Source organism: Mariniflexile sp. HMF6888, assembly GCF_044335535.1.
Classification (GTDB): domain Bacteria; phylum Bacteroidota; class Bacteroidia; order Flavobacteriales; family Flavobacteriaceae; genus Mariniflexile.
Genome location: NZ_JBIQVZ010000014.1, coordinates 1 through 16,548, shown reverse-complemented (window position 1 = coordinate 16,548; position 16,548 = coordinate 1). Strand labels below are relative to the sequence as shown.

Here is a 16,548-nt window from a genome sequence, read left to right as displayed (position 1 = left end):
CAAACAAGCTACCAACCTATTATTACAAATACAATAAAAAGGGTATTTGATTTTTAAAGATATGCAAAATATGAAACTAATAATCTGCTTTTACGGGAATCAATTCACCAGCAGTTTCATTTAAATCTATGTCGGCTACTTTTTCTTCTTTAGTAGAAAAACGAATAGTCAGTGCTAGGACTCCTGATAAAATAACTATAAAACCAATTATAAAGTACCCACTAGAAACAGCACTTGAAGCAGCAGCAGATTGTGCCGATTTCACAAATTCATCTCCCAAACCTTGGTTTGCAACAATAGCTGCTTTTTCAGCTACTGCCGATTTGGATTTCAATAATAATGCAGCTAAAAAAGCCCCCACATTTCCACCTGCACCTACAATACCTGAAACAGAACCTATGGCTTTTTTATTAATGAACGGTACTACCGAAAACGTGGCACCTTCTGCCATTTGAACTGTTAAACTAAACAATATTAAGAATATAATACCTACGACAATACTTGTGGTTATTGAAAAAGTTACCAGCATAATTCCTTCTAACGACAGTATAACCGAAAGAAACAGTACACGACCTCTTAAACCTTTAAGTTTACCAAATTTATCACCAAAAAATCCTCCTAGTGTACGTGCAAAAATATTCATTAGAGCAAAAGACAACACAAAATTCCCTGCGGTAACACGCTCTAATTGAAACGTATTTTGAAGATAATCATCCATAGTACCATATACTGTAAGCTCTATACCAAAACATGCCGCATACACAATAAAAAGTATCCAAGTCCTGTAATCTTTAATCACAGTTAAAAACCCAACCTGATCTTTTTTAGTAGTCACCATTTTACCCGAAGCCCTTAAATCCTTAAAGTTACCTTCAGGAGTATCTTGTGTAAAAAAGTAATATACCAAGCCCATTAAAAAACAAACCACACCCGCAATAACCATTGAATATCTCCAAGCATCTGCATCGGCAACTCCAAAACTCACTACCGCAGCAGCTATTAATGGCATCCCTAAACGGTTGGCACCACCACCTAAATTACCCCATCCTGCAGATGTTGCATTGGCAGTTCCCACCACATTTGAGGCAAACATTAAAGATGTATGTACTTGCGTAATAACAAATGAAGCACCAATAAAACCTATAAACAATCTACAAATTAAAAATTGAAGAGGCGTTTGCACCAAACCACATGCAATAACAGGAATGGCCCCTAAAACCAAAAGAGCTGTATAACATAAACGTGGTCCATATTTATCACATAACTTCCCGATAAGTAATCGAGCAAATACGGTACCTGTAACTGCTAAAATAATAGAGTTCCATTTTTGTGTTGGTGTTAAACCCAAATCTTTTACCACATCTGGCATAAAAGGAACGATACCAAACCATGCAAAAAAGCACATAAAGAACGATATGGACGCTATCCAAAATGTGCGTGTTGGAATCGATTTAAAATTGAGTAGATTTAATTTTGTAGCCTTAAGTGATTCTGAATGTTTCATGATAATTACTTTTATACGTACAAAAATAAGTATAAATACTTAATTTGTAAAATATAAATTAAGTATTATATAATAAATGTAGTATTGGTAATTATTAAAATGGCTTTTTGTGAATCTATTAAAAAATAAAAGAATAAAATAAAAGATTATCTATAATTGGCAATGAAACGAAACTTCAAACACTTCAAGTAACTATAAAATCAACAAATGAATGGGTGATTTCTAAGAAAAACATATAAATACCATTATAAAGATGTCTTCATTTTATAGCAACAACTTAGAATGGTCATATAAAAATACATAGAATACGTTCTAAAGACTATAAAAACTCAGCTTATGTTTTAATAAAAAGTTTAAACGAATTCTTTAAACCAAATCAAATTCCCTAGCCTTATTACTTAGTTCCATAAGGTTTTTAACATCTAATTTTTTCATTAAATTAAAACGATGTACTTCGGCAGTACGCTTACTTATTTGAAGTTCTTCAGCAATGTCTTTATTGTTTTTTAGTTGTAGAACAAGATTTAAAATCTGTTTTTCTCTTTTAGTAAGGTTGAATGGATCCTCTATTGATTTTTCTTCCACAGTAGTAGTGGTAGTGTTTCCATTCACAAAATTATTCATTATAATCGCCGAAATATCTCCTGTAAAGTACTTACCACCAGAAGCAACTTTGTGCAACGCTTTTAAAAACTCTTCTTTACTTGCACCTTTTAGCAAATAACCATCGGCACCTGCCTGAATGGCTTTAACGACGTATTCTTCTGAATCATGCATGGAAAGCACCAACGTTCTAACATCAGAATATCTTTTATTAATTTCCTTAACAACCTCAATACCATTAAGTTCTGGCATACGAATATCTACTATTAACAAATGAGGTTTGTTCTTTTTTATAACCTCAAGAGCTTCCAAGCCGTTAGAAGCTTCATCAATAACATGGATGCCTTCTTGGTCTTCTAAAAGCGCCTTAATACCGTCTCTTACTAGGACGTGGTCGTCTGCTAAAACTACATTTATAATGTTCATCGGCTTATATTTATAAGTACAAAATTATAAAAAATTTACGTAACAATACTTAGAGACCGTTTAAGTTTTATCCTTTGGCTCTTTTATGTGCCTTTTTCCGCCATACTTCAGCTATTTTTCGGTCCATAGCTATGGCTATGAATCTCTCCCTCGCGGCAGCCTGGCTCCTTCGCTAAAAAGGTCTCCCCAGACCTTTTTTATACGCTCGGCCCTGTCTGACAAAAAAATACCCTATAAAACATTCCAAAAACAAAATTTAAACAGTCTCTTAATCTGTTATAGGTATATTCAATGTTACTCGTGTTCCCTTCCCTATTTCTGAATTTAGAAATAAACGGCCATCTATATATTTAATACGTTCCCGCATAAAGGTCATCCCCATGCCACCATCACCATTTTTAACATTTTTAACCTTGTTAGGGTCAAAACCTTTACCGTTATCATCTACAACAATACTTAGTATGTTTTCGCTATGCGATAAAGACACTAAAATATGGGTAGAATCGGCATATTTAATAGCATTATTAATGGCTTCTTGTACAATACGATAAATATTAATCTCCACCAACGAGTCTAAACGCTGATTGAAATCTGTTTTATTGAATAGTACAATATGTTTTGCAGTAAGTTTCCCTAATTCCTGAGTTAATTTAGTAATTGCCGGTACAATACCATGATCGGACAATTCCGGTGGTGTTAAATTGAATGTGGCAGTCCTAACTCCTTTTATAATGTTTGATGTAAGTTCTTTAAGGTGTTCAATTTTAGAAGCCGTCTTATTTATATCCTTAATATCAATGCTTTCTAAATTATATTTTAAACCCGTAAGCATTTGTCCAATACCATCATGTACATCTTTAGCTATGCGGTTTTGCTCTTTTTCTTGGTTCTCTATGATTTTACTTGAAATCACCTTTTGCTGGTTCATTTTCTCCTCAAAACTTTCCTTTGTCAGGCGTGCTATTTCAATTTGAGCAGCTTTACGTGCGGTTATTTCGGATGCAATAATTAGGAGTTCCGATTTGTCATCGGTTGGATTGAAAGGAATAATGGCCATTTCTAACCAAACATCATGGTTATCACAAGTGGTTGCTTTAACTTCTCCTTGCCAGCCTGTTTTTTTATGCTTAGCTATTAAATTTTCTATTTCTAATTGTTCGGTTTCATTTATTGAAAGTATCTCAGAAAAGTTAGCGGAACTACTAAATTTAGTAAACTTAAAAAGACGCGAAAACTTCTTTCCCATATGCACCAAAGCGCCATTAGGCGTAATTCTGGCAAACAAAAGGGTTTCGTCCATAGCATGACTTAATGCCCGCAATTCTTTAATGGATTTTTCTTTGGACACACTCAATTCGTCTGCATCAAAAGCCATTTTTTTAGCTTTCCTTTCAGCAATTAATAATTCGGCCAAGGTTGATTTTACCGATTTTGCTGTTGGCCAGAAAATAAATAGAAATTCTCCTAATAATATCAATAGCGTAAGCACCATTAACAGCATCTCTAATTTACGCAACCAACTCACTTTTGCATCGGCTTCTAAATCGTACTGATTAACAATTTGATCCATTACCAAAAGAAAATGGCCTTCGTTTTCCTTTACCTTTTCAATATCATCTATAAATACCGATAGCGGTAACGGTGGTATGTTTTCAATTTTTTCAATAATAGATTTTGATGCCTTACTAATAGTATTAAACCTTGGATTTAAAACTTTAAATTTCTCTTTAATTATAACACTGTTGTTACCGGGCAATCCCAAACTATCATTACCTTGTTGAAGCGCGTGGTGCGATTGTTCCCAAAGTTTTAATGTTTGCTTTATTTTTTCTTTAAGAAGTATGCGTTCCTCAGAGGTGTTTTCGGTAGAAAGTGAAACGATTTCTTTTGTTAATTTCTGACTTAACATACGCTGCCTACCCGCCACATTTATAACCGAAGAATCGCTTTGTTGGTCGTTAAGATGTTTACGCACCAGTATTTGGCTCAAAATCACAGAAAGTGCAATAGTACTTAATGCGATAATGTACAAACGGCTTAATCTATCAAAAGTGCGTTGATCTAATGAATTACCGTTTTTTGTCATTGTTATGTATCGTATTTAAGAAATAGCCTGTTTTATTAACGCCAAACTTTTATCTGAATATTTAATTTTCAACGCTTCTTCATGTCCTTCTTCAGACATTTTAACCCATGTTTTTTGAAGAATATCAATCACCTTTTCATCTTCATGTTTGGCAGCAAATTCTTCAAAATAATAATCTAGAAACACCAAACAAATAACATCTTCAATGGCTTGGCTTTCTTCATTCTTTTTAATGAGCTTTTTATTAATTAAAAAAGACACACGCTCAATAAATTCGTCTTCGTAACCGACTTCCCTTAAAATATCCGCTGTGATATCAGCATGCATTTTTTTAAGTGTTTCACGCCACTTTAAATAGCCCACTCGATCCATTGGATATTCATCCCTAGCTATTTTCCAACGGCAAATATGTTGTGCTCTGGCTGCAATTTGAAGTGCTCTTGAGGCATCGGGTTTAAACTGCAACAACTTTTGGGACATGCGTTGCGCGTACAACAATTCTTTTGGAAAATCCAAACCATGGCTATGGTAAGTGTTAATGTCTTCGGAATTTTTTTTATCAATTAATGCAATGGCAATTTCAAATCTTGTTGGCTTCATTTTTTTGTGTATATATGTTAATCTGAAAAGCCAATATACACATTTCCGCTTTCAATTTTAACAGGATATACCGCAATTTTTAAATCGTCACCTCCTAAATTAGTACCATCTTCTAATGAAAAATTCTTTTTATGCATAGGGCAAGCCACTTTAGCAACACCATCTTTATCACCTATCATTCCTAAAGACAATACCATTTCCATTTTATGTGGACATAGGTTTTGGCAGGCATACCACTTATCTTTTCTGGTAAAGTTATACACCGCTATTTGTTTGGTTTTGTACTTTATACAGGCACCACTGTTCTCTGGAAAATCACTTACCGTACCAACTTCAAACCACGTTTTAACCTCTGCTTCCGTAACCGATTTATATTGTTCAAGTATGTTTTGCATTTTTAAATTTGTTTGTTGTTAAGTTGTTTGTTGTTAAGCTGTTTGTTGTTAAGTTGCAAAACAACTCCACGACATACAACTTTACAACTCTCTATATTTTACCAAGCCTTTGGCATTTTTTGGTCGCGCATTGGCACAAATACCAAGTTATCATCTGTATCATCTGAATTTACGAAATGTTTGAAACGTTTTGTCATATTCGGGTCTTCAATGGCTTGTTTCCACTCACACTCATATTTATTTACAAGTCCTTCCATTTCTAATTCCAATTCTTCAGCAATTCCTAATGAATCTTCGATAACCACTTTCTTTAAGTATTCAATACCACCGTCTAATTTTTCCAACCATGGTGCTGTTCTTACTAAAGGACCTGCTGTACGTATGTAGAACATTAAGAATCTATCTAAGTACTTTATAGCCGTGGCATCATCTAATTGTTCAGCAAAGAGAATCGCATGTTTAGGTGTGGCACCACCATTACCGCATACATATAAATTCCAACCACCGTCTACTGCTATTAATCCAAAATCTTTACCTCTGGCTTCGGCACATTCCCTAATACAACCCGAAACACCACCTTTTAATTTATGTGGCGAACGCAAGCCTTTATAACGGTTTTCAATTTCAATGGCAAAGGTCACGCTTTCATGCATACCGTAACGGCACCAGGTGGAACCTACACAACTTTTTACGGTTCTTAACGATTTTCCGTAAGCATGTCCACTTTCAAAACCGGCATCAATTAATTCCTTCCAAATAAGTGGTAATTCGTGTAATTGGGCACCAAATAAATCGATACGTTGACCACCAGTAATCTTTGTATATAAATCGTATTTTTTAGCAACTTCACCAATAACAATCAATTTATCGGGTGTAATTTCACCACCTGCAATTCTTGGTACTACCGAATAGGTTCCATTACGTTGTATGTTTGCCAAAAACCGATCATTTGTGTCTTGAATAGCCACTTGCTTGTTTGGAGTTTCCATAGTAATGGTCGCAAAAATGGATGCCAATGCTGGCTTACAAACCTCGCAACCATCGCCTTCTCCAAATAGGTTAAGCGCTTCATCGTAATCTTTAACTTTGTTAACTTTTACTAAATCGTATAATTCCTGACGGTTAAAGCTAAAGTGCTCGCAAAGCGTTTCTTTAACTTCTTTCCCTAAAGATTTAAGGGTTTCATTCACCAAATCCACGACCATAGGCTTACAACCTCCACAACCTGTTGTTGCTTTGGTTTTGGCTATTACATCACCTAAATTTTGGCAATCGCCTTCGGTTATAGAACAACATATAGCGCCTTTTGTAACGCTTTCGCAAGAACAAACCTGAGCCGCATCTGGAATATCCATCACACTGCCAAATGAAGAACCTCCTTCTCCTCGACTACCAATAATTAACTCTTCGGCGTCTTCTGGAATTGGCAGTCCGTTTAAATAAATTTGGTGGAACATGTTATAATCAGATGCATCACCTACCAAAATACCTCCTAAAAGTTTTTTTCCGTCATGACTGACATTGATACGCTTATATAAATTTTTGGTTTTATTTTCATAAATAATAGAATATCCCTTTTCTACAGGCATAAAAGGTTCGCCGTAACTTGCCACATCTACACCAATCAATTTAAGTTTGGTAGACATATCGATGTCACTTTCCATTAAAACTTCGGTATTTCCTATAATTTGATTGACGGCAACCCCAGCCATATCATACCCTGGAGCTACCAAACCGTATATCATTTGGTTATACAAAGCAACCTCACCAATGGCATAAATTTCTGGGTCGGATGTTTGCATTCTATCGTTAACAACAATACCGCCACGCGTTCCCATTTCTAAAAAACAGGTTTTAGCCAACTCATCACGAGGTCTAATTCCTGCTGAAATAACAAGCATTTCAACATCTATTTTATCATACTCGCCAAATTCCATACCTGCAATACTTTTATCTCCCAGTATTTTGTTGGTGGCTTTAGACAAATGCACATGAATTCCTAACGATTCTATTTTTTCCTGCAATACTTTGCTAGCGCGTGTATCTAACTGGCGCGGCATTAATTTAGACGCAAACTCTACCACATGTGGCTCAAAGCCCATATCCATAACCGCCTTAGCCGCCTCTAAACCTAATAATCCACCACCTAATACAGCCGCTTTTATGGTATCATTTCTATCTTTTTTTAGTTTGGCTGCGTATGAAAGCATTGCTTCCAAATCTTCAATAGTCCTGTAAACAAAAACTCCTTTTTTCTCAACACCAGGAATATTTGGCACAAAAGGCGCTGAACCTGTTGCCAATACTAAGTAATCATATTTATAGTTTAAATCTTTTGAAGTCGTTACTTTTTTAGAATCACGATGAATATCTGTTACGCGTTCGTCTGTAATTAATTCAATATTATGTTCTTCGTACCATTCTCTAGGTGCCATTTCAAGAGCCTTCGCATCTTTATTTTGAAAAAACTCACTTAAATGAACACGATCGTATGCTGGTCTAGGTTCTTCACCAAAAACAGTTAATTGAAATTTTTTGTCTTTTGCGAGGGCTACAAATTTTTCACAAAATTTATATCCAACCATACCATTACCTACAACAATAATTTTTTTCATAATTACGTAATTTAAAATACAAATATAAGTATTATTACTTAATTTTATTTACGTAGTTTTAAAAATTCATACGAATTCTTTATTATTGCCGATTTCTCAAATAGAAATAGTTTTCATTGATATATAAATAAAATTGAATAGCTAATAATATGAACACTTTACTGGCAATTAATCCAAAAACCTTTCTATTTATTGATATCTTATACAAATATTAAGGTAGTAAGAGTTATACATTATAGGGATTGAAATCTTTTTTTTCTATTTCTTAATCCCTATAATGAATCAATGCTTTTAAAGATACCTACCACAAATTATTTTTTACCTTTAAGCCTCCTGACTCTATTTTTTAAAATTAAGATAAAACGTATAATGACATTTTTTTTCATTCTACGAACCTCTCTTTGAAGTTGTGCTATTTCAGATTTAGCAACTTGTAATTGGTTCAATAAATAGGCATTACGTCTATCATGGATAGACAACTCATTCAGATTTAAATAAAGGCTATCAAGGCGATCTTTCATAATGGATCCTATGGAATAAAACGATAATTTATCTTTAACAAATAGTTTCGCGTTCATAGCTTTTTCATGTCTCAGCGCCTTGTTTTCGTAAACTTCCCTAAATTTTTTAATGGCATCCTGCATCATTGGATTGGCCCATAAAGTCTTTGAGCAAAAGTTAACATCGGGATTATCTATAAAACCAAGTTCATAATCGACTAAAAAGCTATTGTTTTCATTCATAAATTCAGTATTACCAGAATAATTGGTTGCTATCGTTGGCTTACCTAAATACATGGCCTCGGCTAGAGTTAGCCCAAATCCTTCCGAATGGTGCATCGAAACATAGCAATTGCAGTCATTTATTAAGTGATTGACACTGTTTTTATCAAGATCTGCATTAATAATCTTTATGTTTTTTCTATCAGAAACTAATTGGTGTAGATACCGCTCGGATGATTTAAATGTTTCGGCTCCAACTGTTTTAATGATCAATTCCACATCTTCGTTATCACCAAAAGCTTTTGAAAAGGCTTCAATTAGAAAAAACGGATTTTTTCTTGTAATGGAGCTGTGATAATTGAATATAAATAGAAAGCTGAATTTATCCCTGTCAAAAAAATCTATAGCGCCTTGATTTTGAACAGGTTTCAACTTGACTTCTATCGGGTGCGGAACCGTTATAATGGGACCATTATATACGTTTTGAAACAGGTCTTTACAATAGGTAGAGGCTGTCCATATCTCATTAAAAAGATTGACATTCTTCTTTAGTCTTGAAGGGATGTATTCGGATTCCCATATTAAGAAAAGAATGGTATATGTACCATTAAAAAAACGAGGTTCTATGACACTAAAAAACGTATCAAGATCATTCAATGATATTTGCACTAAATTTATGGCGTATTTAAAGCTATATTCATAACTGGTTTTACGCTTAACTTTTTCATAATTAATGATATTAAGGGGTATATTGAGTTTTTCCGCTGCTTTAATATTTAATCTTACAGCTTCTCCTAAGCCGGACATGGCATCTGTATATCCAACAACGTTAAATCCTAGGTCATGGGGTTTCATTTTTTTTGGGGGCTTTAATTTACTTCCAATGATTGAAGTGATACTAATTTATTATAGGTTCCGTTCATTTTCAATAACGATTCGTGTGTTCCTTGTTCTACAATTTCGCCTTTTTTCAATACAACAATATGGTCTGCCTTTTGTATGGTAGAAAGCCTATGGGCAATCACTATGGACGTGCGGTTTTCCATCATGTTCTCGAGGGCATCCTGAACTAGTTTTTCAGATTCGGTATCTAAGGCAGATGTGGCTTCATCAAGAATCATTATTGGAGGGTTTTTCATCACGGCTCTTGCTATAGCAATGCGCTGCCTTTGTCCCCCTGAAAGCAGATTGCCTCCATCTCCTACATTGTTTTGGTACTTATTGGGGAACTCCGTAATAAAATGATGTGCATTAGCTACTTTTGCTGCCTTGATGATTTTGTCTTCACTGGTATTATCAATTCCTAAAGATATGTTGTTAGCTATGGTATCATTAAACAAAATAGAATCTTGAGCGACAATCCCCATTTGTTCCCTTAAGGATTTTGTTGTAACCTCTTTAATATCAACACCATCAAAAGTAATACTACCTTCATTTACATCATAAAAGCGGGTCACTAAGTTAGCCAGCGTCGACTTGCCGCTTCCAGACTCTCCTACGAGTGCTACCATTTTCCCTTTCGGAACGGTCAGGTTAAAATGCTTCAACACATAATCATCTTTATATTTAAAAGAAACATTATGAAACTTTATTTCGCTGTTAAATCTGGTAATAACTTTGGCGTTCGGTATGTCTTTTAAAGGGTTTTCGGCATCCAAGATAAATGCTATTCTTTCATAAGCTGCATTTCCTCCTTGCAACGCATGATTGGCCTTGGTTATAGCTTTGGCTGGCGTTAAGATTTGATAAGCCAACCCCATATAAGCCATGAACGCCCCGCCGCTTAATGACTGATCTACAAGTACCAACATCCCACCATAAACGAGCAAAACCGAAATAACAAAAATCCCCAAAAACTCACTCATCGGAGCCGACAAACTCATCTTTTTTCCAACAGAATTATTGAGCGCATTAATATTTTCTGTAAAATCATTAAACTTTTTAGAAAAATAGCTTTCAGACGTAAAATTTTTAATGATTCTTATACCTCCTAATGTTTCCTCTATATTGGATAAAAGAGCGCCTTCCAAGGCAAAAATATCTCCAGATTGGCTTTTGATGCTTTTTCCTATTTTTGAAATGAAAAATCCCGAAACGGGAATAAATAGCAGTACAAACACGGTTAATTTCCAGCTTATTGCAAACATTCCAATAAGTGTAAAAAAGATAGTTAAAGGTTCTCTAACCATCATTAAAATACTCATAAAAGAGACCTTTATGGTATTTATATCCGACGTCATTCTTGCTATGAGGTCGCCCTTACGTTCGTTAGAAAAGAACCCCACATGTAATGTTATCACTTTATCATAAACATCTCGCCTTAAATCTTTTAAAATCCCGTTATTTAAATAGGTCATATATAAAATAGACAGGTAACTAAATAAGTTTTTTAATAAAAAGGTGCTTAATACCAAGCCCACAATGGTTATTAATGTTAATAAGGACCCTTTAGAATCCCTAGTTGTAGTAATAAAATAATTAAGATAATTTTCAATATAGTTTAGGTCAAGGTCTTTAATCCCATTAAATTCAGGTTTTACCCTTAATTTTTCCCCTTCTTCAAAAAGCACTTTAACCATTGGCAATAAAGAAAGCATGGATAGTGAAGAAAAAAGAGCATATAGGATATTAAAAACAATGCTTAGAATTTGAAATTTTTTATAAGGTATAAGATATTTAAGGAATCTTTTAAAATTCTTCATTTATGAAATGGTCATTTATAAGGAAATTACTAGGCTAAAAAGGAATGGTTTACAAAATACTTTTATAAACTTCTATATACTGCTTGGCCGCATTTTTCCATGTAAATTGTTGTGAGCGATTGATATATTCGGAGGTAAATATGTCCTTATTATTTTCAAACTTGGTCATCCCTTCTACAAAAACACTAGCCATATATTGGGCTTCAAAATTTTCCCAATAGAAAGACTTGGTACCTCCTATTTCCGGCAACGAACTATTGATAGACAAAAATACGGGCTTACCAAATGTCATGGCCTCTAAAACAGGCAATCCAAAACCTTCCCTTAAGGAAGGAAAGGCAAATGCAAGACAATTTTTATAATAAAATATTTTATCCGACTCCGTAATGTTACCTAGTAAAAAGACCCTTTTTTCCAGCTTATATTTCTGAATCATCCCTTTGATGATTTCAGCATACTTCGTTTTCATCTCACCCGCTATCACCAAATCAACATCCGGCAAAAACAGTAACATATCAATGAGCGTATGGAAATTCTTTTTCTCCACCAATTTACCAATCGAAAAGATAAAAGGTTTGTTAGGAATAAAATTAGTAAACGTGCTTTCTTTTGCTAACGTAGCATGATTGTTAAAGGTATTTCCATTATATATTACATATTCAGGAATGTCAGGAATTTTGAAGTACTCATGGGTGCTTTTTTTAGCAAACTCAGAAACATATACCAAAGCACGGCTCCTTGCTATCTTACTTTTTAATTGATTGATTCTAAAATCCAAACGCTTCCCGTACTCTTCATTTAAACAATTAACATCATGCACCGTCAATAAATAAGGAATGTCTTTTGAAAAAGGTTCCACTTTTGTGTTTTGATTGACCGAATGCCACAAACTAAATTTTTCCTTAATTCTAAATAACGGGTATCTTGTAATAGGCCTATAAGTTTTATACGATAACTTTTTACCCAATCTTTTTTTCGCCAAATCATTATTACAATTAAGGACCACTTCGTGTTCGTTGAGAAACTCATTTTCTTCGCTTAATGCTTTTGCCAAGTTAAAATTGAATTGCCCAAAACCTGTATGTAAATTTCTAATATTATGTGTTTCTAAAAAAATGCTTCTCATAGAACGGGATTTCTTTTATTATTTCGTTTATTCTTTATGATGCTATTTAGCAAATGAAAATATCACTGAACGCTTCATAAGAATTGACTCTTATGAAGCGTTCAGTCATTTAGATGTGAAAACCACAAATTGGTTGCTTCAAATAATTCTTAATAAATGTTAAATAGTTTTTTAGCCATTTATGATTATTTATAAAACTCACTATTATACTTTACCAGAAAGAATTCCTATTATAATAGCTGTAAAAAAGTGATAGAAATTAAGATACTGCAAAAGAAAGAATTACGCTTATTTAGCAATTTTATTGTTTTATTTTGATCAACAATAAAGCGTAAATAGTTGGTTTTTCATCCATCGTGATGTAAAAGCAGGGGAACTATGGCAAGCGCTCAGGGATTATATCTCTATGGTAATAATAACACTTTTTGAAGCCGGTGTTTTTGCCGTATGTGCAAAGCTATCTAAAGGCACCAACACATTGGTTTCTGGAAAATACGTAGCACAACAATGTTTAGGAATTTCGTAACCTATTACTTTAAAATTATGAGCCTCCCGAACGACACCATTAAATTCCGATTTTAGATTAACTACCTGTTGCTCTTTTAAACCTCTGGTCGCCATATCGTCACGGTTCATAAAAATAATACGTCGCTCGTTATAAATACCTCTGTACCTATCGTTTAATCCGTAAATAGTCGTATTGAATTGATCGTGACTGCGAATGGTCATCATAACCAACTCATCGTCCTTAAGTTTCCATTTTGGTAACTTGTTCAGTGAGAAATTAGCTTTTCCTGTTTTGGTTTTGAAGTTTCTATGACGTGCTCCGTTAGGTAAATAGAATCCTGAGGGTTGTTTCAGCTTGCTGTTATAATCGTCAAATCCATCTACAACCTCTTGAATATCATAGCGTACCAAATCATAATCGTCTTTGTACTGAAGCCAATTTATTTTGGTTCGGTTCTTTAAAGTAGCATGTGCTATGCCACAAACTACTGCAACTTCGCTTATTATTTTTTTTGAACAAGGCTCTAAAACACCTTTAGTTGAAGACACGATACCCATAGAATTTTCAACACTTTGAACTTGAATACCCGTTTTTTGATAATCTTTTTCCGAGCGTCCCAAACAAGGTAAAATCAAAGCTTCTTTACCGGTTACTAAATGCGACCGATTTAATTTTGTACTCACATGAACCGTTAAATCGCAATTAGCTAAAGCCTGGGCAGCATATAAGGTATCTGGTACTGCCGAAATAAAGTTGCCACCCATTCCAAAAAACACCTTTGCTTTTTTCTCGTACATCGCTTTTATGGCATCAATAACAGAATAGCCGTGTTTAGGACTTGGTTTGAAACCATATTTAGCTTCAATTTTATCTAAAAAAGCCTGTGGAGCCGATTCCCAAATACCAACCGTTCTATCGCCTTGCACATTGGAATGCCCACGCACTGGACACGTGCCAGCGCCTTCTTTACCTATGCTTCCTTTTAATAACAAGAGATTGACCAACTCACGAATATTATCTACCGCATTTTGGTGTTGCGTTAAACCCATGGCCCAACAAATAATGATCTTATTGTTGTTTAAGATTAATTGGAATGCATCATCAAAGATTTCTTTTGAAACACCAGACGCTTGCAAACAATCTTCAAAATTATAAGTCTTTAAATCTGAAACAAACGCTTCGTAACCATGTGTAAACTCCTTTATAAAGCCTTTATCAACCACACCACCATCAATCGCTTCTTTTTCAAGTAATTTTATAAGAAGGGCTTTTATAAAAGCGACATCGCCGTTTATAGTAATAGGTACAAATACATCGGCTATTTTAGTGCCACCCGTTAATAACTTATAAGGATTCTGCGGATTAGTGAATTTCACCAATCCAGCTTCTGGCAGCGGATTAATAGCCATTATTTTACCACCGTTTTTTTTACACTTTTCCAAAGCGGTCAACATCCTTGGATGATTGGTGGCAGGGTTCTGCCCTATCACTATCACCAATTCCGCTTTATACAAATCGTCTAAAGTCACAGAGCCTTTGCCAATTCCTAAAGTTTCGGAAAGGGCACTCCCACTCGCTTCATGGCACATGTTAGAGCAATCGGGTAAATTGGATGTACCAAACTCACGTACAAATAATTGATATAAAAAAGCGGCTTCATTGGTGGTTCTTCCAGAGGTGTAAAACACAGCGTCATCTGGTGAGCCCAAAGCGTTTAAATGTGTTCCAACTTTTTTAAAAGCATCGTCCCAAGAAATGGGCTTATAATGCGCAGCTCCTGCTGCCAAAAACAGGGGTTCGGACAAACGTCCTGATTTACCGATTTCAAAATCTGACCAACTAGCCAATTCATCAACAGAATGGTTTGCAAAAAATTCGGCCCCAATGGTCTTGTTTTGCGCTTCTTCAGCCATCGCCTTCATACCATTTTCGCAATATTCACCTAAAAAAGAACGTGCATCGTCTGGATCTGGCCACGCACAACCCGGACAATCGAATCCTCCTTTTTGATTTAGTTTAAGTGAAATTTTTAAGGCATCGGCAGGATTCATGTATTTTACTGCATGACCAACAGCTGCTTTTATAGCAGGTATACCTACACTATTTTTTGGAGGCGTTTTTGTCTTTAAATTTGAAAAACTTTCGGGTGTTTTGGCCTTATCTTTCGGGGATGAACTCATTGAATTCGTTTGAACTTTTCATAATTAAAATCAAAAATATCCTTAAATATATGGCTATTTAATGATTTTTGACAAACTCTAAAGCGCGTTTTTCATTGTAATAAACATTTCCCTTATCAATAAATCCAACATGACCGCCAAAATTTGGCATTTCTAAATATAAATTGGGGTTTTGTTTGGCCTCTTTTACAGGATAACATTCGGGTGATAGAAAGGAATCATTAAGGGCGTTTATTATGAGTGTAGGCACTTTTATATTAGGAAGAAATTGCAAACTGCTACATTGTTCATAATAATCCAAAGCGTCTTTAAAACCATGCGCTTTGGATGTATAAATAGTATCAAAATCAAACAACGTTTTTATAGAATCAATGTCTTCAGTACTTAACTCTTTAGTGAAGTTTTTTTGCTTGATTTTTAATCGGTTTACCAAGTGTCTTTTAAACCTATCGTGAAACAAAATGTTTTTAAAAGTATGTAGTTCTTTGGCTGAACCATATAAATAACAAGGTACAGAAATGGCTATGGCCGATTTTACTTCCTGTGGAACAACCTCACGCTCTCCTAAATATTTCAAAATGATGTTGGCACCTAAACTGATGCCTTTCAAATAAATTTCAGAGTAATTTTTATTTAAAATAGTATCATTTATTACCGTTTCTAAATCTTGGGTTGCTCCCGAATGGTAGCTATAATACTTTAAATTGTCTTCACCACTACAGCCTCTAAAATTCACACAAACAGCATCTATACCATGGTCATTAAACAGTTTTGCTGTACCAGTTACATAAGGGCGTTGGGCATGCCCTTCCAATCCGTGAAGTAAAATAATGAGTTTATTGCTTTTTTCTTTTGAAAAACTCCAATCCAAATCCAGAAAATCACCATCGTTTAAAGTGATCCGTTCGCGTTCTTGTTTCAAAGAAACTTTACGAACTAACCCCGAATATACAGTTGAAACAAAACCTTTTTTAAAAAAGAATGGTGGCTTGTATGTGGATTCTATTATTGGCATTTTGGGTGTTGGTTAATGGTTGATGGTTTGTGGGTGTTGGGTTCTGGGTTCTGGGTTCTGGGTGGG

Annotated in this window: 11 protein-coding genes; all 11 read right to left on the bottom strand. The window is 34.7% G+C overall.

The features are described from left to right. Positions 1 to 76: 76 nt before the first annotated feature. On the bottom strand, positions 77 to 1,504 hold the full coding sequence (locus ACGLWY_RS17985; RefSeq protein WP_396621067.1) for an MFS transporter: 1,428 nt from the start codon (positions 1,502 to 1,504) through the stop codon (positions 77 to 79). Positions 1,505 to 1,870: 366 nt separating this feature from the next. After that, the gene (locus tag ACGLWY_RS17980) at positions 1,871 to 2,533 is read right to left on the bottom strand and encodes a response regulator (RefSeq protein ID WP_396621066.1); all 663 of its coding nucleotides are present in this window, start codon (positions 2,531 to 2,533) and stop codon (positions 1,871 to 1,873) included. Between the two features lie 268 nt (positions 2,534 to 2,801). After that, positions 2,802 to 4,619, bottom strand: a complete 1,818-nt coding sequence (locus ACGLWY_RS17975) for a type IV pili methyl-accepting chemotaxis transducer N-terminal domain-containing protein (protein WP_396621065.1) — start codon at positions 4,617 to 4,619, stop codon at positions 2,802 to 2,804. Positions 4,620 to 4,634: 15 nt separating this feature from the next. Next, positions 4,635 to 5,219, bottom strand: a complete 585-nt coding sequence (locus ACGLWY_RS17970; protein WP_396621064.1) for a DUF4202 domain-containing protein — start codon at positions 5,217 to 5,219, stop codon at positions 4,635 to 4,637. Between the two features lie 17 nt (positions 5,220 to 5,236). Next, positions 5,237 to 5,614 (bottom strand): nitrite reductase small subunit NirD, encoded by a 378-nt coding sequence (nirD, locus tag ACGLWY_RS17965; RefSeq protein ID WP_396621063.1) that lies wholly within the window; start codon positions 5,612 to 5,614, stop codon positions 5,237 to 5,239. Between the two features lie 98 nt (positions 5,615 to 5,712). Next, positions 5,713 to 8,229: a nitrite reductase large subunit NirB gene (nirB, locus tag ACGLWY_RS17960; RefSeq protein ID WP_396621062.1), complete on the bottom strand. Its 2,517-nt coding sequence runs from the start codon at positions 8,227 to 8,229 to the stop codon at positions 5,713 to 5,715. Positions 8,230 to 8,540: 311 nt separating this feature from the next. Further along, complete coding sequence (locus ACGLWY_RS17955; protein WP_396621061.1) at positions 8,541 to 9,806, bottom strand: glycosyltransferase family 4 protein; 1,266 nt, start codon at positions 9,804 to 9,806, stop codon at positions 8,541 to 8,543. Positions 9,807 to 9,820: 14 nt separating this feature from the next. Continuing rightward, complete coding sequence (locus ACGLWY_RS17950) at positions 9,821 to 11,653, bottom strand: ABC transporter ATP-binding protein (protein WP_396621060.1); 1,833 nt, start codon at positions 11,651 to 11,653, stop codon at positions 9,821 to 9,823. A 49-nt stretch (positions 11,654 to 11,702) separates the two neighbouring features. Beyond that, entirely contained in the window at positions 11,703 to 12,779 is a 1,077-nt protein-coding gene (locus tag ACGLWY_RS17945) for a glycosyltransferase family 4 protein (protein WP_396621059.1), read from the bottom strand. 396 nt (positions 12,780 to 13,175) lie between these two features. Continuing rightward, positions 13,176 to 15,467, bottom strand: a complete 2,292-nt coding sequence (locus ACGLWY_RS17940) for an FdhF/YdeP family oxidoreductase (RefSeq protein WP_396621058.1) — start codon at positions 15,465 to 15,467, stop codon at positions 13,176 to 13,178. A gap of 58 nt (positions 15,468 to 15,525) precedes the next feature. Beyond that, entirely contained in the window at positions 15,526 to 16,482 is a 957-nt protein-coding gene (locus ACGLWY_RS17935; RefSeq protein WP_396621057.1) for a YheT family hydrolase, read from the bottom strand. Positions 16,483 to 16,548 lie beyond the last annotated feature (66 nt).